This is a genomic window from Paenibacillus sp. FSL R10-2788 (assembly GCF_038003885.1).
GTDB classification, from domain to species: Bacteria; Bacillota; Bacilli; order Paenibacillales; family Paenibacillaceae; genus Paenibacillus_AQ; species Paenibacillus_AQ odorifer.
The window spans coordinates 2075839-2095275 of record NZ_JBBOQA010000001.1 but is presented as its reverse complement, the minus strand read 5'-3'; the positions used below and the strand labels follow the sequence as shown (position 1 = coordinate 2095275).

Sequence of the window (19437 nt, the reverse complement as noted above, 5' to 3'; positions counted from 1 at the left end):
ACCGCTCGGGTCTTGAAGGATCGGACAGGCTGGACCGAAGTATTCTTCGTCTCCGCATGTAATGTACTCACTGTTCATTCTCCTCTCTTTTAATAGATATCATTTAGCTTTTTAGATACATAAAAGTAGACTAAGGTAATCAGACCTACAATAACTGCTGTGGCAAAACCAACCGCACTACCGTAGCCAAATTGCTGAATGCTTGTACCTCCACTGGATACAGGGAAGAACAGCTTATACAGGTACAGGTACATAACTTCTGTCTTGCCATAAGGACCGCCTTCGGTAAGCACCATAATACTCTCATAGCCTTTTAGGGAGGCGGTAATAGCGAGCATAATGATCATTTGCAATACAGGTCCGAGCATGGGAACGGTGATGTTCCACATTTTTCTGAAGGGTCCAGCTCCATCTATAGATGCCGCCTCATAGAGATCCTCAGGAATGTTCTGTAAACCAGCGATAAAGAGCAGCATATAGTTACCGATAGCCCCCCATATCGCAATCATAATAGCTGTTAGTAAGGCATATTTCGGCCCTAGCCAATCTATCGGAGCGGAAATAATTCCAGAGCCGACCAATAGCTGGTTAACCATCCCATTGTATGAATTAAAGATAACGTAGAATACGATGGCCATAACCGAAGCACTGATTACGGTCGGCATAAAGTAAATCGCTCTTAGCAGCTGCCGCCCTTTTAGTGCACGGTTAAGGACAACCGCCAGTAAAAATGATAATGGCAAGGTGATGAGCAGCTTGCCTCCAGCGTAGATAAAGGTGTTGACCACTGACTTCCAGAATTCCTGATCCCTTAGTAAGCGCTCGAAATTCTCCAGTCCGATAAACAGGGGTTCGCCGAAGCCCTGGTAATCATAGAACATGTACTTCAGAGCCCAAAAGATCGGATATACTCCAAAAACCAGCGTCAGAATCAAACTGGGAGCAACGAAGGTCCAGGCGTTAATTTGACGTTTTGATAAATTCATTTATTGTTCCTCCTGTCCATTGGACTAAGCTTATGTCCTTAATGATAATTCTATCCGTTCGTAACGGTTAGGGAGAAAGCGACTGCGCTTGGGGGAGAATTTCACTTTTTCAGTTGCTTTGTCCCCTTTCCTTCATTTGTTTATCTATCCCGCCCTTCGTAAAGCCACGTTTATACTAATTAAGAGAAAGCTCACCCACGAAATATGACAACTTTACAAGGAGGTTAGAACTACCGATGATTTCAGCATATGGTGGCGGTACACGCCCCTTCGGGTGTTATACGGAAGGAGAGCTGGAGGGCATACGCCTTAGAATCGAACAGCTTCCCAAGGTCCGGCAAGAGTATGAAAGACAACGACAGCTATCTGAACAATTTGCCAGCCGAGAAGCTGCTGCGCCACTCCATAAACTCGGCGTGTTCCGGGTAGAACCCTTTGTTTTTAAAACCCCTCCCAGTACGGCCTTCCTGAAGCTTTCTGTACAGATTCGGGGAAAGGGCACGGCACGCATCGGGGGCTTGCGTCTGACTCATTCGCAGCTTGGCTTGCCGGTTGAACTAGCGAATGGCGGTCTAGAATCTGGGATGCTGGGGTGGAGTCAGGACCGAGAAAACGGAAGCAAAGTATATCTAGAGAAATTGGCCAGCTGGCAGCAGGGTCTTCAGCCATCTGGTGTGACTCCATCTGGCGCTAGTCTGGCAGACGATTTGCAATGTATCTGCATCAGTAATGAGGAAGTGAAGGGATTGACAATCCTTCATTATGGAGAGACCATACCTGTATACGAAGGAGATCATTACAGCGTGCAGACAGCACTCAGTCTGGAAGCTCCTCTAGACGAAGGAATCTGCATCGGGGTCCATTTTCTAAATGCTGCGGGGCAGCCGTTAGGAACTGAGCTGCTCTCCCCGCTTTTTAATCGGCCGACGCTTACCAATTGGGCCTACCTGCTGGAGGCTACGGGAGCGGACGCCAATATGTATATGATCACGGGTGAAAGTGAATTTGCGGTTCGAGCCAAGCAAAAGCTCCAGTACATGCTTGCCGATATGCGGGTAGGCATGGATATTTTCCGTAGAGACGGCTGGCATGACGATGATACTTACGGCGCGGTGCATATCGGGAGGGGGCTCGCTGCTGCTTCGGTAATCTACGATCAGATTGCTGGCAGCAGTATATTCCTCACTGGTGAAGAAACCGAACTTCTCGCTCATTTCCGGTATATCGCAGACATGATGATGGATACCCACTACTACCGGTTTGATCTGGAGACCTTTCCAGATGAAAAGGGAGGAAAACGCAGTAATTGGAATGCCGACCGGGCAACCGGACTGGGTGTATATGCCCTCCTCTTTCCCAATGAAAAACAAAGTGAGGCATATCTTGATCATGCCCTCTCTGTCATCAACTGGCAGCTGGCAGAAGTGGTTGATTCAGACGGCGCGTGGCCAGAAAATATTCGTTACCATGGCGCAGTATTGCATCGCTATTTTCTCTTCTTCGTCCTATTAAAGCGTTTGAAGGGCATTGATTATTTCAAGCATGAAAAGGTTAAGGGCATGTACCGTTTCCTAATCGGCACAGTGACTGTACCCGATATTATTCAAGGAGGCTCTTCTGGCTCCCCCATCCTGCTTACACCAGCGGTCGGCGATGCCAATGTGCAGGAACAATGGTTTCGCCTGCTTGGATACGCTGCCCCATTCTATATGGACGAAGACCCCCAGCTTGCCGGGGAAATGCTCTGGACGTGGAAGCACGGCGGAGAACCGATTGAGGATAGTGGCGCATTTCCTCTGCCTCTGGTCGCGCTGTTATATCCACAGCCCGATTTAGCAGAACAAAGGCCTGCACTCGACTCCGTACATTATCCCGATATCGGTTATGTCATCTTCCGCAACGGAGAACAGAACCTTCAGCATTATGCAATCTACGAGGCTTCACCGCTGACTTATCACGCTCATCACGATGAAGGGCACTTCTCCATCTGGGCAGATGGTGTTCCAGTAACCCTTGATTCTGGAACGGGAGGTTATTATAACGGGGATCGGCATTGGTATGTATCCAGCGCAGCTCATAATGTTGTCCAATTTACCGATTCATTCGGAAATTTTGCCAATGGGCCACTGCAAAGCACTTGCAAGGAAGTACGCTTCTCAGAAGAGTTAGATCATGCCAGCAGTCTTATTCCAGATGCTAACGCCAGGGAATATGAGCGGAATTTCTTATTCATTAAAGCAGGCTTTAACGTCTACTTGATATGGGATCGAATCGAGGGAGCATCGAACAGCGTCTGGAATCTGCATACACTCAGTACTGATGCAAGTATCATGGAGCAATCCATTGATGCAGCTTGCCTGAACGGCAAGCACCTAAGCGCTTATATCGCCGAGCCAGAACTTCCAGTGATTACAATGGGAGAAGGCGCTGTAGCCGGGAATTATCCGCTGGCAGAGCAGCAACATTTCCGTGTTTATGGTGGTACAAGCGACTACGTCATTCTGCTTCATCCCCGGACAGAAGATGCTCCTTCACTACAGCTTGAACAGCTTGATTATGAAGAGGCTGTCGAAGGAGTACGCTTGTACAGGATATCCCGTACGGATGGAAAATGGTTTATCGCCGCCATCAACGGCACCAAGGAGGAACGCCTTGTTACTATTCCGGGTCTCGGACCGCTTAGGCTTCTCGGAGAACCTGAGTCAACGTCCGGGCAACCTAAACCAACCCAATTAAGAATTGAGGCAGGCAAAATTCATATCGCCATGCCCCGATAACTATATAGAAGGAGGAAGATTAGAACATGAGCAATCTTGGAGTATGGGAACCAGCAGAACCGGGAGTTAAACGCTGTATCTTGAATGCTGCAGCCAGTCTGATGATGATGGAGGTTCATTTCGAAAAGGGAGCCGAGGGCTATGAGCATAGCCATCCTCACGAGCAGATGAGCTACTGTCTGCGTGGAAGCTTTGAATTTCGTATTGACGGCGAGAAGCATAAGGTAACCGCGGGGCAAAGTATTGCCATACCGCCAGATGCAAAGCACGGTGTAACCGCATTGGAAGCAGACTCCGCGCTGCTCGATGTCTTTACACCAATCCGCGAGGATCTGCTGAAACGCTAATAAATATATATCTGGCAGCAAAAAAAGGCCCAATCATTCCATTTCTTAGGGAATGATTGGGCTTCTGTTATTTTTCAGCTTGGTACCGTTCCACTTCAAGTGATGCTAATAACAATGGAGCGACGCCCATAGGCACATCCGACAGTACGTCCTCAGAGATATAGTAATCGTATGAGCCATTACGGTCTTTGCTCAGACCCGCTCCATGACAAATCTGGTGCAAGTGCACACCTTGTTCATCCTCTTCAGTCAAATGCGTCAGAATGCCTTCATATCCTTGCAACATCGCCTCTATAAAAGAGGGTTCCAGATAACCTAATCTTAGTCCCTTAGCCATCGCATAAACAAACATGCACGAGCCGGAAGCTTCAAGATAATTGCCTTTTCTCCCCGCTTGATCTAACACCTGGTACCAGAGGCCAGTCTCCTTGTCTTGAACCTCCAGAAGCGCGCCGCACATCCGCTGGAAAATGCCAATGATCGTCCCCCGCTGCGGATGAGTGAGCGGAAAATGCTCCAGGCAATCAACCACAGCCATCGCATACCATCCCATCGCCCGGCTCCAGAAATGAGAGGACAATCCGGTAGACGAGTCAGCCCATTCCTGCTCTTTGGATTCATCCCAGCCATGATAGAGCAGGCCGGTCCGTGGATCACGGGTCCGTCGCTCAACCAGCAGCAGCTGATGCGCCGCTTCGTCAATCAGTTCAGGTCGTTGAAAGACCTTGCCATATTCCGCTAAGAATGGCGATGCCATGTACAGCCCGTCCAGCCACATCTGGAAAGGGTATACCTTCTTATGCCAGAATCCCCCTTCGGAGGTGCGGGGATGTCCAATAAGCTGTGCGGCCAGCAAATGGGCTGCTTCAGCATACCGTTTTTCTCCGGTTTTCTGGTATAGCAAGAACAGGTTTTTCCCCTCGTTAATCTGGTCCAGATTGTATTCTTCCAGCCTGTAGGTACGGATGGAACCATCATCTCCAATAAATGTGTCCATATGCCGCTCCATAAAGGAGACATACTCCGGCTGGTCGAGCTGAACACCCGCCCGGGCCATTGCCATCAGCAACATGCCCGGAACATAAGCCCATCTTTCCAGCACATATTCATGCTCTCCCTGCTTGTTGCACCCTCCAAGAATCGTATTCGCAATTTTACTGGACAAGCGAACGGTTGTTGCTTCAGTTATAGACATCCTTATTCCTCCTTCGTTTGTCATCCATATGAAGTCTAATCTTATGCTCAGGTGAGCTGCTTGCGCAGCCAGGCAAAGGCTGGTTCACCATGAATCTCATGACCTCCGGTGAAGAAGTCCGCCTCTACCTGTCCGATATGATTCGCCGACCTGTAAATCGTCTGCAACTGGGTTAAAGCAAATTTTGTTCCGCGCGGGCCAAACAGATGATCGGCATCTCCCGATTCGAGGAACAGGCCACGTGGGGCAATGAGGCCCAGTAGATCAGGCATCTCCGCTTCCAGCAAAATCCCTGGAATATAATTGTCAAGGCAATGATTGCGTGTCAGAATACTGTCCACGAAAGTATTGGCATACCCGCTTACGACCGCACAAGCGATTCGTTCGTCAAGTGCAGCTGTGAAGCCAGCTACCAGTCCTCCACCGGAAATACCCATAATTCCAATCCGTTCGCTCTCAACCTCTTTTCTTGTCTGCAAATAATCCAGTGCCCGCATGGTTTCGTAGATACGGTAGCCGGCCATCGTCTTCCCAACCATCAACAATGCTGATGACAGGCGGAAGCAGGAATTACGTCCAGGCTCCCCGCTTGTTAGGTCTTCTTCCAGTCGTCTGTCGCCAAAGCCGAACAGCTCCGGAGCTGCCACTACAAAACCCTGTTTTACCAGTGAAACAGCGAAGTCCTTGTGCAGCCCGGGATCTCCCTGCCGATCCGATCCGTCCGGATTCAAGCCTACGATCTCCCGGCTTCCATAGCCATGTCCATGAATGGCAAGAACGGCAGGGGCAGGGGTAGAGAACGGCTGATCCGGGATCAAAAGATACAGCGGCATGCGCAACCCTTCATAGGTAGTTATCTCTATACGTTCACGGGTATACCCGGAGCAGACGGTACGTTCCAGCAGAACCGGTTGCAGCTCCTCAGCTATTTCTGGAAAGCCACCTAATCGCTCCGTAAATGCTGCGGTAAGCCCATCGCGCCATTGCTGAAAGGGCATGTCTTTGCTGAAAGCCGAGTTACGTTGAGCTGAACCAGCTAGTTTTTTCATGTATTGTTCCAGAGGCTCCATCCGAGGTGCTCCTTCCCTTAATATCCTTCAGGATGCCAGCCATCAAGCACGGACAACACCCTATACTCCGCAGCTTCCTGTGGAATCAGCTGCCGCGACCATGCAGCTCTGGCTTCGGGATTAGCTCCCGGTCCACTGCTGCCATATTCTTCATAGCGGCTAGTTTCCTCCCTGTCCGGCTGTCCCCAATTATGCCAGCCTTCCCCGATAATCGAACTGTCCATGACCGTGCGGATAAAAGCCACATGTGCATAAGGGCGCCAAGGTCGGCCAAGATACACTTCACTCACACCTTGACCGCCAGTAATTTCACAATCGAGGAATACATAACCAAACGATGCGTCTTCAGGCGTTGATGCGGCTGTAATATATCCTCTGGAACGCTTGTTATGCAGCCGGCAACGTTCAAACAAAGCCGTAGCCGCGCCAAAAATATAATCCACATCGCCTTCAATGTAGCATTCGTTATAATATTGCTTCCCTTGCCCTGTATACAAAGTATCCTGATCACCCAGCAGGCGTACACGCCGGAATACAGCATGACCAGCATCAACAAAAGCAGCCACCGCCTGGCCAGTGCCGGGACCTGATGCATTTCGAATGGTCAGATTTTCAGCCGTGAAATGCTCAGCGAATACATTCAAGGTGCCGGATTTGAACGTGCCAAGCGGCTCTCCGTCCGGACCTAAAGTATGGGCGTTGTCTGACCAGGTAATGATGGTGGAATTCGTGTCTTCCCCCAATAGCAGAACCGGAGGCGTTCCCTGTTTCACTGTAATTTTTTCCTCGTAAATGCCGGGTTTGATACGAATCGTCACTTCTTCCTTGTGTTCCTGTGGAATTGAATCCAACGCTGCCTGTAGACTACTGAATCCTTCGTCGACACTCTTAGAGACTGTAATTAACATCTGCGGCTCCTTTCCTATCAACCTGAGTTTATTCTATAATAACCGTAACGCTTCGTAAGAGAAGAGGAGAATTATGACTAGCCTGACTAGCCCCAATCACAAATATCATATTGAAGAAGACCGCTACAGCATCCAACATATGAAACGTAAAGGCATCACTGCTATGCCACGTCCCCACAGCCATGACTTAGCCGAGCTGTACTATCTGATACAAGGGGAGCGGGTATACTTTGTGGACGACCGAGTCATTACGGTTCATAAGGGTGAGCTTATTCTTATCTCCGGCCGGGAGCTTCATTCTACAGCAAGCTCGGAAGTAGCCGAATTCGAGCGGATTCTGATCAACTATGATCCTGCTCTTCTACCGCCATCCCTGCAGAGTGAAGCCATCTGGTTTCATGACCGCGGGTACCGCTTGTTCAAGCTGACCCTGCGCGAGCAGGACGAAGCGGAAATCCTAATGAACCGGATGCTGGAAGAATGCCGGTTGCAGCGGCCGTATTACGAAACCAGCGTAATCGCTTTATTCTCCGAGCTGATGATTCTCCTTCAGCGTTCAGAGAGTATCTCACAAGCTGGAGGGACGAAACATCCGCTCCATCATCTAGTAACTGATGTAGCCACCTATATCCGCGATCACTACCGTGAGACCCTTACTCTGGAAGAGACTGCAAGTAATTTTTACATTAGTCCTTCATACTTGAGCCGGGTATTTCACCGATTGACGGGTTTTCACTTTCGGGAATACATCGTTCATGTCCGCGTAAGGGAAGCCGAACGCCTGCTTGTCGGATCTACAGGCAAAATCCAGGAGATCGCCTCCGCTGTCGGATTTGAACATCTTTCCCATTTCAATAAAACATTCAAAAAATCAACCGGTCTGACCCCGCTCCAATACCGAAAAGAAGCAAGGTCACACCCACGGAAGTTCAAGACGGATTTCCATCATCCATAGAATTTTTTTATCTCTCTGTGATCGTCAAATCTTCGGAATTAGTGAGCGTGACGTGACTGCATCTATGCGCTGTTATCTTCGGCATTTCCGAAGTCTGCAACCGGATACGATCCAGCTTAAGCCCCGTAGCATGCCGCAGCACAATTCCCCGGTCACTCACTGCGTGGAATTTTTCAATGGTTAGATCAGCAAGCGGCATCTCCGGCAGCCCGTTAACCAGTAGAGCGGTTGCCGCACCATGGCACACAATGTTCTTCAGGGTAATCTTCCGAAATTGCGGAGTTTCCTCTGTAACCGAAAATAACTGCTCGTCATACCCTTCCGATCCTTCAACCCCTGCATAGAACATATGAAAGGATACAGCCTCGTGGATGATGCCGGTCATGTTGATATTCTCCATTACAATATCCTCCACCACACCGCCTCTTCCCCGGGTGCTTTTGAACCGCAGGCCGATGTCCGTGCCGATGAACAGGCAGTCACTAACTCGAACTGCATGTACACCTCCGGACATCTCGCTGCCGATCACAACGCCTCCATGTCCGTGATATACCGTGCAATTCCGGATGGTAATATACTGGCAGGGCATTCCCAACCTACGGCCTTCCTCATCCTTGCCTGACTTGAGACAGATGGCGTCATCACCCACATCAAAGCTGCTGTGCTCAACTAGAGCATGCGTGCAGGATTCCAAATCAAGACCATCGCCGTTTTGCGAATACCAAGGATTACGTACCTGAACATTTCGCACGGTAATCTGTTCGCAACCAATGGGATGAAGACACCAAGCAGGTGAATTCTGGAAGGTCGGTCCTTCCAGCAGCACCCGCCGGCAATTGCGCAGGCTTAGCAACGTCGGACGCAGATACGTACGAGCAGGCAGATAAGCCTCCATACTAGTTTCTCCCTTGTCCCACAGCTTCCGGCAGAAGTCCTCACCTTCCATAGCTTCCCGTGAAGGCCACCATACTTCGCCTTGCGGATCAAGCACTCCTCCAGATTCGATCAAACGCTCCCATTGCTTCTCGGTCATCTTAAACCGCTTCACTGGGCGCCAGCCTTCGCCACTGCCGTCGAATATCCCCTCACCGGTTATTGCCACATCGCTTAAACCTTCTCCATCGAGCGGAGCCTGACAGCGCCAGCCGGCATTCCCCTCATAATGGGAAGAAAGTAACGGATACAAGGTATGATCAGGGTCAAACTGCACCAATGCTCCCTTGTCTACATACAGATTAATTCGACTATGCAAAGTAAGGGGTCCCGTGCGCCAGATGCCAGCTGGAATAACAACTTTTCCGCCTCCCGCCGCAGCGCAGGCATCCAGTGCAGCCTGAATAGCAGAGGTACATAGCGTTAATCCCCCCTCTTCTGCCCCATAATCCGTGATTGCAAAAGTCCGTTCGGGAATCTGAGGAAGCTCGGGAATCGGATACGTGTTAGTTACAAGATTGCTGCTCATTGAATTTCACCTCCTCCTATTACTCAAGTCCTTCATAGCTAAACCAGTCGAAATCAGCATAGCTTTCGCTCTTTGCGCCTTGAGAGCTTGTGTACATCCCGAGGTATGCTCCTGTGAATCCTCCGGCCAGATCGGTGCTGAGCACTCTGCCATCCGTCCGTTCGCAGAAGGCTGTCCACTTGGCGGCTTCAGAAGGTCTGTAATAGAAGCTATACTCTTGTCCTCTGGCTTCCACCTTAAGCTGTATCTGATCCTGTGGATATGGCACTGACGCCAGCAGCTGCTCGCTGCCACCCATCCGCTGAATCAGCTGTAATACACGTTCGCCTGCCTCCAGCCCCAGTTCATAACGGAAGTGGTGATCCGCATTTTGGAGGAGAACAAGACCAGCCACTTCCCCTTCTGCAGCGGGACTAAACGTCACGTCCGTCGCCGCTCTGAAGCTCAAATGCTGCTGGCGTCTACCGATATAAGATGGATTGGTGATCTCCGAGAGCCGTTCTGGCTTCAGGCGAAGCCGCAGAACTCCAGGCTTGTCGGTGAGACTCCAGAATTCACCCCGCGGTGTCCGCAGGAAATTCCAGATCGGTGCCAGCTCATTGGCCATAAACTCATCGCGTGCAGGCAATTCCGGCCACTTTGTCTCCGGCAAATCCGGAGCCTCCGTCTCAAATTCCAGCACTCCTTTGCCGGGATTGACCACAGGCCATTCATTCTCCCAGATTACCGGTGTCAGGAAGGTTTCACGTCCCAGATTGCGGTAATAACCACCGCTGGTTCGTGAAGCCAAGCAGAACATCCACCAGTCACCATGCTGAGTCTCCACTAGCTCTCCATGACCCACATTAACAATAGGATACGCTCTGCCAAGATGGCGATGCGTCAGAATCGGATTGGCTTTATGGCCCTCATAAGGACCGGTCACACTCTTGCTTCTGGCAATCGTAATCGCATGAGTATGCCCGGTGCCGCCCTCGGCAATCAGCACGTAATACCAAGCGCCGATCTTATAAATATGCGGTCCCTCTTGCGCATGAGCTACCTTGAGTGCGCCTTGCCAAATACTATGCTTCGGACCGATTAGCTTCCCTTGGCTGAGATCAATCTCCTGCAGCCAGATATCCATATGCTTTGGATAATCCTGCCCTTCCGGCGGAACACGATTGCCGGTATAATACACCTTGCCGTCTTCATCGAAGAACAAAGAGGAGTCAATGCCGGGTGCATCCTCCAGCCATACAGGGTCAGACCAGTCTCCGGCCGGATCGGTTGTTGTTACATAGAAATTATGCTGGTTCTTGTCATTGTCAATAAAAGTAGTAATCATATAGAAAACTCCCTCATGATAGCGGAGCGTCGGTGCCCAAATGCCCATGGAGGGAATCGAGTGATCCAGATTGAGCTGGGACGGGCGGTCCAGTACATGGCCAAGCTGGCGCCAATTGACCAGATCCTTGCTGTGGAAGATAGGAACGCCTGGGAAAAATTCAAAGCTTGAAGTCACAAGATAATAATCTTCACCAACACGGATAGCGGAAGGGTCAGGATAAAATCCCGGCAGCACTGGATTGCGGAATGTTCTCATTAAAAGTAATCCTCCTCAAAACAATTCAAATGTAAGCACCACCAATTATAGTTCGTATAAGTTTAACTTTCTTGTATTTTCTATGTTCTATTTCTTCATTTTTATACTTTCATGCTATATTGCCCATATTTCACTCCTTGTCAGCGAATAGCCTTTCCCTCTAGAATGGGTGTAATAGGATTTACCTGAAGGGGTGAGCAGCTTGGGAAAAAGAAAGAAATTGTACTCCCGCTTTTTTATGAGCCTAACCGCGATTTCAGTTTGCTGTATTCTAGTACTGGCTGTAGTGATCTTTTATTGGTACCGGAATATTACGATAGATAATGTCAACAAGGCGAACCAAAATGTACTGGTGAATACTGAAACCGTTTTTACAAACTATGAAGAGATCGTCCAGAATTACGCTATGGACTTCTATAGGAATCCAAACATCAACGCGCTCATGATGAATGGCGATACCAGCTGGAGCGACCAGTTGTACAGTGCCCTAAGCCAAATCCGCGGAGCATTGGTTGTGAACCAATATATGGAGAATGCCTACATCATGGGAGTGGATGAGCCTGTTGCCATGTTCGAAAACCTTCCGCTAAGCCCTGAATCCAAGCTGGAGCTGTTCTCGAGAATGCGGGATAACATTATTGTTGAATCACCGTTTCTGTGGGAAGCAACCTTGAATAACGGTGCCCCCATTACCCTGCTCACCGTGTTCTATAATGACCGGGCATTTGCGGATAGCGAATATAATGGTGCGGTAGCGCTGACCGTCAATCTGGGAAAGCTGCAGAATAATCTGTTTACGCAAAAAGAAGGCGAAACCACCCGTTACGCTGTGCTTGACGGAAAAGCATCGGTGCTCATGCACAGTGCATTATCTGACATCCCTCTGGAAGAGGGCATGTTAAAGCAGGTGGTGTCATCCACCTCTGAAAGAGGCTCTTTTGTCTATAGGGGAGGTGCAGAGCCACAGCTGATTACCTATGTATATTCTGCAGCGGACAAGCTGTGGTTTGTGTCGGAGACTTCCTACAAGGATAGCATCCGTGATATCTCCAATGCCCGCAATCTGATGACTGGCCTATGCTTGGCCTTGATTGCCGCCGCATCTATAACCGCCAACCTGATCTCGCGGCGGATGTATAAGCCAATCGGCCGGCTGTTCGGCAATATCGCTCATCTATCTGGCAATGAAGAAGCGCTGAAAACCGGTGGCGATTTCGATACCGTAAGCCAGGAGCTCGAACAGATTGGCGTTAAGCTGGAGCAGCTAAAAAAAGAAAGCGATGATAGCGCCTTGATGCGGTGGCTGCTTTCCCCGCAGAGAACACCGGAGAACAGCAGGACACCCCTGATGAGTATAGCCGCTGCTGGGGGAGCATATTGTGTATGCGTGCTGACCGCTCTGGAGCCCGATCAACCTGAAGACTCCGACTTCCGGCATACCTTTGAAGAAAACATACAGCAGATTGAACATGCCTTCTGTGAACTTGCAGCCATTCAATCCTTCCGCCCGCATCAGGGCACTGCTGTGCTGATTCTGAGCGAGCTTCACAGCGGCAGCTTCGGCGATTACGCTTTGTACCGCGGTAAATGGGAAGAATTCGCGGCTCAGCTGCAGCTTTCCGGATCCTGCTGCGTCCTCGGAATCAGCGGGCTGACGGATGATTTAAACCTACTAAGGGCTAAATACAATGAGGCTGCAGACAGTCTGCAATATATTAAATTTCATGTGCAGCAGAATATCATCTTTGCCGATGATACGATCCATCTGAACAGCAGCCCAATGCCCGACAGTGCCCTTGAACCGGTACTGCAAGCCGTTAAGCAGACGGAACTCTCGAACCATATTCCGCAGGCAGTGGAGAGATTGCTGGCAGTAGCCTGCAGTTACCGCGTCGAGCCTGCCACCATCGCTTTATCGAGACTGGTCTTTGAGCTCAGTCGCACGGCTGAGCTTAATGCAGACGTCCAGCATTCCGGCTTTCTAGATAATTACCAGCATATCTGGCAGATCCAAAGCTATGACAAGCTATGGAATTGGATTGTAGACAGCTGTTATACCGCCCACGAGCGCATTGCCAGCATGAGTGCTGTACAGACCAAGAGCATTGCTGGTGAAGCCATTTGTTATATCAGAGATCATTATGATGACTCCAGGCTCTCCCTTAATGCCCTTGCTGACAAGCTATCGCTAAGTCCCGCTTATCTCAGTAGACTTATTGCCGACGAAGTAAACTGCAGCTTTCCCGATTTCGTTAACCTGCTGCGTCTGGAGCAGGCGCAGATGTTATTAGTCACTGAGCTTGGCTTGGATATCCGGGAAATTGCCGAGAAAGTGGGCTACAACAGCAGCACCTATTTTACAACCCAGTTCAAAAAGCGTTATGGGGTTACACCTTCCAAATGGAGAATGAATCATATTCTGCAGAAACAGAATCTTCCTGATTGACCCGCTAAAAGTAAGAAACTAGGGGATGTCCCGGCAGCATTTTCATAGCCGGAGACATCCCCTTTTTGACTTTCTATGAATAATCCCTCGCGTCGCATATACTATGAGATTTCCCTTTAAATCAGGCTTTTTAGCACCTAAAAAACAAAAAAGTTCTGTTTTTTTCGTTTTTTTAAGCCGTCCTTTTCCGCTTTTTTTAACTTTTTTCCGTTTATTATGATAGCGTTTACATTCCGGGTGGATTTATGATTTTCATGTAAAGCGTTCTCCTAAACAAGGGACGGAAATGACAACGCTAGTATAAAGGAGTGGACTGTTAATGATGCAAGAGGCTACATCGGAGACACAAGGAATGCCAAGTCCGGGAATCAGGACGGCTAAAGCCAAGAGCTTCCGTAAATCCCTAAGGAAGGACAGCTCGCTTTATTTGCTCGCTCTTCCGGGAATCGTCATTCTAATTCTTTTTGCTTATCTGCCGATGAGTGGTCTGATTCTCGTCTTTAAAAATTACAACTTCAACGACGGAATCTTCGGCAGCCCGTGGGCCGGCTTCTCTAATTTCGAGTTTTTCTTCTCTAGTATGGAAGATTCTCTTAGGGCTACACGCAACACGGTGATGTTAAATGCGCTGTATATGCTAACCGGCACGTTTTTTTCAGTGGCCATCGCCATTATTCTAAATGAGCTGCGCAGCAAATGGTTTATCAAAATCACGCAGAGCGTCATGTTTTTCCCGTATTTTATTTCCTGGATTATTATCGGAGCCATTCTGTTCTCCCTGCTGGATTACGACAAAGGCATTATGAACCAGTTGCTCCAGACATTCGGCTTCTCTCAGGTTGACTGGTATTCCAGCCCTTGGCTGTTCGTAATCATTCTCGTGCTAGCGAATATCTGGAAAAGCGCTGGTTACGGCGCCATTATCTATTATGCGGTGCTGCAAGGCATCGACACTTCCTATTATGAAGCTGCAAGAATCGATGGTGCCTCCAGATGGCAGATTATCACCAAAATTACGGTGCCAATGCTGATTCCGTCGATCATTCTGATGACGCTGCTGGGCATCGGGGGCATGCTAAAAGGCGATCTCAGTATGATTATGGGGGTAACGTTCCTGAATCCGTTGCTTCTGCCGACTACCGACATTATCGATGTGTATGTATACCGCACAGCCATCCGTTCCGGAGAATTCGGCTTTGCTTCAGCCATCACGCTCTATCAATCCGTCTTTGGTTTCATCCTGGTGCTGGTGGCCAACAAATTAGCCGGCTGGTATGACAAAGACAGCAAACTATTTTAGGAGACTGATAAGATGCAAACTACCGAAAACAAAGGCCTGCTCATTTTCTTTTACATCTGTATTGCCGTATTTTCAGTAATCTGTCTAGCGCCGTTTATTCTGGCAGTATCCGGCTCATTATCTACCGAATCCAGAATCGCCGCGGAAGGCTATTCGTTCTGGCCCAGAGGCTTTACCTTTGAAACCTATGAATTCCTGTTTGGCTCGAAGGCACAGCAGATTCTGCGGGCGTATTCCATGTCGGTGATCGTTACGGTGCTGGGTACCGTGTCGGCCGTATTGGTGACCACCGCTTACGCTTATGTTATTTCCGTTAAAAGCTTCCGGCTCAAAAATTTCTTCGCCTTCTTCGCCTATTTTACAATGCTGTTCAGCGGAGGAACGCTGCCATGGTATCTGCTTAGCACCAAATATTATCATTTGGGCGATACGCTCATCGGTCTGTTCATCCCTTATGTGCTAAGCGTCTTTCTGATGTTTCTCATGGCTAACTATTTCCGTAGCATCCCGCATGAAATCGTGGAATCTGCGCAAATCGATGGTGCCGGACATCTGCGCATCTTCTTCAGCATTATGATTCCGCTGGGCCGCGTCGGACTGGTCACCATCTCGCTCTTTTACGCACTGCAATTCTGGAATGACTTCTATTTGCCACTAATGCTGGTATCCGATCAGGATCTCTATACGATCCAATATTTGATGTATAACATGATGGCGAACATTCAGTTCCTGGCTTCCGGCAATGCTGCTCAAGTTGGTGGAGCTATCATCGCACCGCCACTGGAGACAGCCAAAATGGCAATGACCTGTCTGACCGTTTTGCCAATCGCCATATTATATCCTTTTCTCCAGCGTTTTTTTGTCAAAGGTATTATTGTAGGTTCGGTCAAAGGATAATTCCAGCAAAGATACCAAATTATGTTCGGTTGCACCGGGTTTATGCTCCCCTACTTCTTGATGTACAATGGGACTTAAGGGAGCACGGCCTTTGCAATAGATGCCTCAAACATTATGATTCTATTACAGGAGGGTTCATCATGAAAAAGAAAAAAGGTTGGTTAAGTTTGCTCCTAGCTGCGGTGTTCTTGGTAAGTGGCTGTGCTCAGGGCAACAATGAAAGCGCTCCCCCTAGTTCTGGGACTGGAAATGAAGGTACCTCTTCCTCTACGGATAGCGGTAGTAATGACGGCAGCGCCTTGACTCCTGCCAAATTGAAAATTGTGCTGTACGGGGATGAGTCCAACCGGATGAAGGAACTAGCGAAGACATCGTTCTACGACACTATTAAGAAAGAAATCAATGCTGAGGTTGAATTTCAGTTTCTTCCTTGGACCGAATATGGCGGCGGCAAAACTGACTTAATGCTGTCTACGGGAGAAGACTTCGCAACCTATACAGATGCCAATTACATGGTAAAATCTGTGGCAAAGGGGCTTTATGCCGACCTCACTCCGTATGCCGATGCAGCAGCTGATTTGAGTAAAAATGTGGACGAGGCCTCCTTCAAAGCCTTTCAGCTGGAAGGCAAGCAGTATGCGATCCCCGTCGGCAACAAACCGAATTCTGCGGAATTCTACAGTGCGCTAGTCAGACAGGATTTGCTTGAAGAAGCCGGGATGACACAGGTCACTTCACTGGGGGAACTAGAGCAGTTCTATGATAAGGTCCATGCCATTCATCCCGAACTGATCGGGTACGCCAACACCGATGCACGCAGACTCCTACAATATGATTACACGGACAAAAACCTCTATTGGCAAAATGATTTTATTGCCCTGGATGAGTCTGTGAAGGATGATAAAATTATTAGCTGGTTTGAAACCGAAGAGTTCAAGAGTTATGCGAACCTTATGCACGGCTGGTATGAAAAAGGAATCATTCCGAAATATGCCGCCACCAATGTTCCGCAGCTGCAGTCTGACTGGAACTCCGGTAAAGCGATGTTCTGGGCCGGCACAGCGGCACGCCCATTCGAAGGTGCGGCAACCATCTCACAAGCAGTGCCTGATGCCAAACTGGTCAACTATTTCCTCGGCAGCGGCCGTCCAAAAATCAGCCGCGGCACTTACAGCACCGCCTTTTTCGTCTCCACCGCAGCTAAAGACCCTGAACGTTACGTCATGTTCTTCAATCTGCTGCAAAAAAACCAGGAGCTGTACGACTTGTTCGCCTACGGGATAGAAGGAACAGACTATACGCTGGATGAAAACGGGCGTTTGACCAAAATAACCACTGATTCGCTGATCCCTGACTGGCTGCTGATGAACAAAAACTTCATGCGTTTCGATAACACGGTACCGGACGAATTCATTGCAGAATATAAAGCTTGGGACGATGGAGCTATCATTTCCAAAGGTGCCGGCTTCAACTTTGACAATACACCCGTCAAGAATGAAGAAACGAAGCTGAACGGCGTATTCACTGAATACCTCGCTCCGATCGGCAGCGGCTTCAGCGATTATGACACCGCCTTCCCCAAAGCGCTGGACAGACTAAAAGCAGCGGGAATAGACAAATATATCGCTGAATACCAGAAACAATTTTCCGAATGGTACGCTAAGCAGCAGTAAGCACCGCCGCGGCAATTATCATACCGGTCAACAAAGAAGCGTGCTCCTTAATGGAGACACGCTTCTTTTGGCGTCACCGAACGACGTAGCTAACAGGCAGAAAAGCGTAATAGCATGTCCGATATTATGGTACAATTTGTAATACTAAGGCGGGGTGAAAAACTTTGAGGAATATTGTTAATGATACTCAGTTTCTCAGTGAAAGAGCTACGATGATGTACTATTTTCAAGATGAATTTTACAATCCTGAGAAAACTGAAATTTTTTATTCACCATCAGGGAAGTTTAAACTTGAAATCCATCACTATAACCATGTAGAAGGTATTATTAGATATAATTATACAAAAGGAATTATTACGGATAGTGAGCATAAAACCATCGACATAATATATAGAAACTTCGGCACATTTCTATTCAGTTGGTTAGAGATAAATGGCATAGAATATCTTTTAGGTGGGTTAGATTATCAAGGGTATTCAATTGTTAATTTATCAAATAAACAAACCAAACATTATGTTCCTGAAGAGGCATATAAAGGTCATGGATTTTGCTGGGGGGAAATAATATATTTTCAACAAAAAAAATTAATAGTGATTGATGGATGCTATTGGGCATGTCCTTATGAACTTGTTTTTTATGATTTTTCTAATCCGATGAATATGCCATATAATGAATTATTTCGCGTGGAAGTTGACAGTATAACAAATTGGGATAATTGGAAAGATTACTGTAGGGTTAGATATCTTGATGGGGAAAACAACGAGAAAGAATTTGTATTTTAGAGACTACACTAACGGAAAACGATAGTGGGGGAGCTTCCTATAAGGTAGCTCTTCTTTTCTATTAAACTAACCGGTAACAACTAAGGGAATATTGGAGGAATACTTTTATTGTAATTAATGATCGAGTGTTGCCCGTTATAGGTTAATACTATAAATATTATTTCTATTATATATTAGACCAATAAACGCCTATAGCGCTATTATGTTATTTATAATAATAACGTGGAGGGATAGTCTGATGTCTATTTATGATTTTCAAGCAAAGTCAATTCATGGTGAGCCTGTTGAATTGTCCATTTATCGAGGAAAAGTTCTGCTTATTCTGAACACTGCCAGTAGGTGCAGCTATTCTCGCCAATTACCTGATCTCCAAAAAATTTACGAAATTCACCATGAGCAAGGGTTTGAAATACTTGGTTTTCCTTGTAACCAATTCAACGAGAAGGAGCCAGAAAGCAACTCGGAAGTACATGAATATTGTGAGAGCAACTTTGGAGTTAAGTTTCCTTTATTTGAGAAAGTTGAGGTTAGGGGACCGTCTGCCCATCCTTTATTTCAATATCTAACACAGCAAGCACCATTTCAAGGATTCGATACTGAGACATCAGGCGGTAAATGGATGCAGGATTTTCTGCAGGAAAAGTATCCGGACATATATGCCGGCGATGGGGTTAAGTGGAATTTTTCGAAGTTTTTAATCGATAGAAACGGTCATGTATACGGTAGATCCGAAACAACGACTAAACCTTTTGACATAGAGCCATTTATTGAGTCACTTCTTTTAAAGTAAATGAATCCGATTGGTAATTTAACCCACAGAGAACGATAGTTTAACATAAAGGGTTTACATATTAGGCATGCAAAACATATATAGACCCTCTCCATTTTTTATCGGATTACTTCCTTTATTTATGTATATATCTTTACTGCCTGACGACGATACCGATTTCTTTCAACTGAAGCACCATCTTTTTGACTTCAATAAAAAGACAACCTTCTTCAAGAAGGTTGTCTTTTATGTGATCAAGCGCTTGCTTGTAAGCTAAGCAAACTC

General features: G+C 47.8%; 15 protein-coding genes. 9 read left to right on the top strand and 6 right to left on the bottom strand.

What is annotated here, in order from left to right; translation table 11 throughout:
• Positions 1-89 precede the first annotated feature (89 nt).
• Complete coding sequence (locus tag NSQ50_RS09035) at positions 90-986, bottom strand: carbohydrate ABC transporter permease (RefSeq protein WP_038569654.1); 897 nt, start codon at positions 984-986, stop codon at positions 90-92.
• Positions 987-1222: 236 nt separating this feature from the next.
• On the opposite strand from NSQ50_RS09035, the gene NSQ50_RS09030 reads away from it, so the two are divergent.
• Positions 1223-3763 carry a heparinase II/III domain-containing protein gene (locus NSQ50_RS09030; RefSeq protein WP_076224774.1) on the top strand — a complete coding sequence of 847 codons (2541 nt, stop codon included), beginning with the start codon at positions 1223-1225 and terminating at the stop codon, positions 3761-3763.
• Between the two features lie 26 nt (positions 3764-3789).
• On the top strand, positions 3790-4110 hold the full coding sequence (locus tag NSQ50_RS09025) for a cupin domain-containing protein (RefSeq protein ID WP_036683993.1): 321 nt from the start codon (positions 3790-3792) through the stop codon (positions 4108-4110).
• A 67-nt stretch (positions 4111-4177) separates the two neighbouring features.
• On the opposite strand, the gene NSQ50_RS09020 is transcribed toward NSQ50_RS09025, so the two are convergent.
• From NSQ50_RS09020 to NSQ50_RS09010, 3 genes are read right to left on the bottom strand one after another with little or no spacing between them, the layout of a single operon-like run.
• Positions 4178-5305 (bottom strand): glycoside hydrolase family 88/105 protein, encoded by a 1128-nt coding sequence (locus NSQ50_RS09020; protein WP_076224772.1) that lies wholly within the window; start codon positions 5303-5305, stop codon positions 4178-4180.
• A 47-nt stretch (positions 5306-5352) separates the two neighbouring features.
• On the bottom strand, positions 5353-6354 hold the full coding sequence (locus tag NSQ50_RS09015; protein ID WP_340949358.1) for an alpha/beta hydrolase family protein: 1002 nt from the start codon (positions 6352-6354) through the stop codon (positions 5353-5355).
• 38 nt (positions 6355-6392) lie between these two features.
• Complete coding sequence (locus NSQ50_RS09010; protein ID WP_036683998.1) at positions 6393-7283, bottom strand: pectinesterase family protein; 891 nt, start codon at positions 7281-7283, stop codon at positions 6393-6395.
• A gap of 73 nt (positions 7284-7356) precedes the next feature.
• On the opposite strand from NSQ50_RS09010, the gene NSQ50_RS09005 reads away from it, so the two are divergent.
• On the top strand, positions 7357-8238 hold the full coding sequence (locus tag NSQ50_RS09005; protein WP_076224768.1) for a helix-turn-helix transcriptional regulator: 882 nt from the start codon (positions 7357-7359) through the stop codon (positions 8236-8238).
• A gap of 7 nt (positions 8239-8245) precedes the next feature.
• Here the strand turns inward: NSQ50_RS09005 and NSQ50_RS09000 are convergent, their stop codons facing one another.
• Both NSQ50_RS09000 and NSQ50_RS08995 read right to left on the bottom strand, forming a co-directional pair.
• The gene (locus NSQ50_RS09000) at positions 8246-9700 is read right to left on the bottom strand and encodes a glycoside hydrolase family 28 protein (RefSeq protein WP_076099993.1); all 1455 of its coding nucleotides are present in this window, start codon (positions 9698-9700) and stop codon (positions 8246-8248) included.
• A 19-nt stretch (positions 9701-9719) separates the two neighbouring features.
• Positions 9720-11285, bottom strand: coding sequence for a glycoside hydrolase family 43 protein (locus tag NSQ50_RS08995; RefSeq protein WP_036684004.1), 1566 nt, complete (start codon positions 11283-11285; stop codon positions 9720-9722).
• 202 nt (positions 11286-11487) lie between these two features.
• Here NSQ50_RS08995 and NSQ50_RS08990 point away from each other — a divergent pair, with 202 nt between their 5' ends.
• The 6 genes from NSQ50_RS08990 to NSQ50_RS08965 all read left to right on the top strand — a co-directional run bounded on the left by NSQ50_RS08990 (position 11488) and on the right by NSQ50_RS08965 (position 19173).
• Positions 11488-13731, top strand: coding sequence for an AraC family transcriptional regulator (locus tag NSQ50_RS08990; protein WP_036684006.1), 2244 nt, complete (start codon positions 11488-11490; stop codon positions 13729-13731).
• A gap of 319 nt (positions 13732-14050) precedes the next feature.
• A complete protein-coding gene (locus tag NSQ50_RS08985) occupies positions 14051-15031 on the top strand; it encodes an ABC transporter permease (RefSeq protein ID WP_051491306.1) in 981 nt (326 codons plus the stop codon).
• 12 nt (positions 15032-15043) lie between these two features.
• Positions 15044-15928: a carbohydrate ABC transporter permease gene (locus tag NSQ50_RS08980; protein ID WP_038569639.1), complete on the top strand. Its 885-nt coding sequence runs from the start codon at positions 15044-15046 to the stop codon at positions 15926-15928.
• A 140-nt stretch (positions 15929-16068) separates the two neighbouring features.
• Entirely contained in the window at positions 16069-17601 is a 1533-nt protein-coding gene (locus tag NSQ50_RS08975) for a DUF3502 domain-containing protein (RefSeq protein ID WP_076099988.1), read from the top strand.
• A gap of 164 nt (positions 17602-17765) precedes the next feature.
• A complete protein-coding gene (locus NSQ50_RS08970; RefSeq protein WP_094902492.1) occupies positions 17766-18383 on the top strand; it encodes a hypothetical protein in 618 nt (205 codons plus the stop codon).
• 238 nt (positions 18384-18621) lie between these two features.
• Positions 18622-19173, top strand: coding sequence for a glutathione peroxidase (locus NSQ50_RS08965; RefSeq protein ID WP_076224766.1), 552 nt, complete (start codon positions 18622-18624; stop codon positions 19171-19173).
• Positions 19174-19437: the final 264 nt, after the last annotated feature.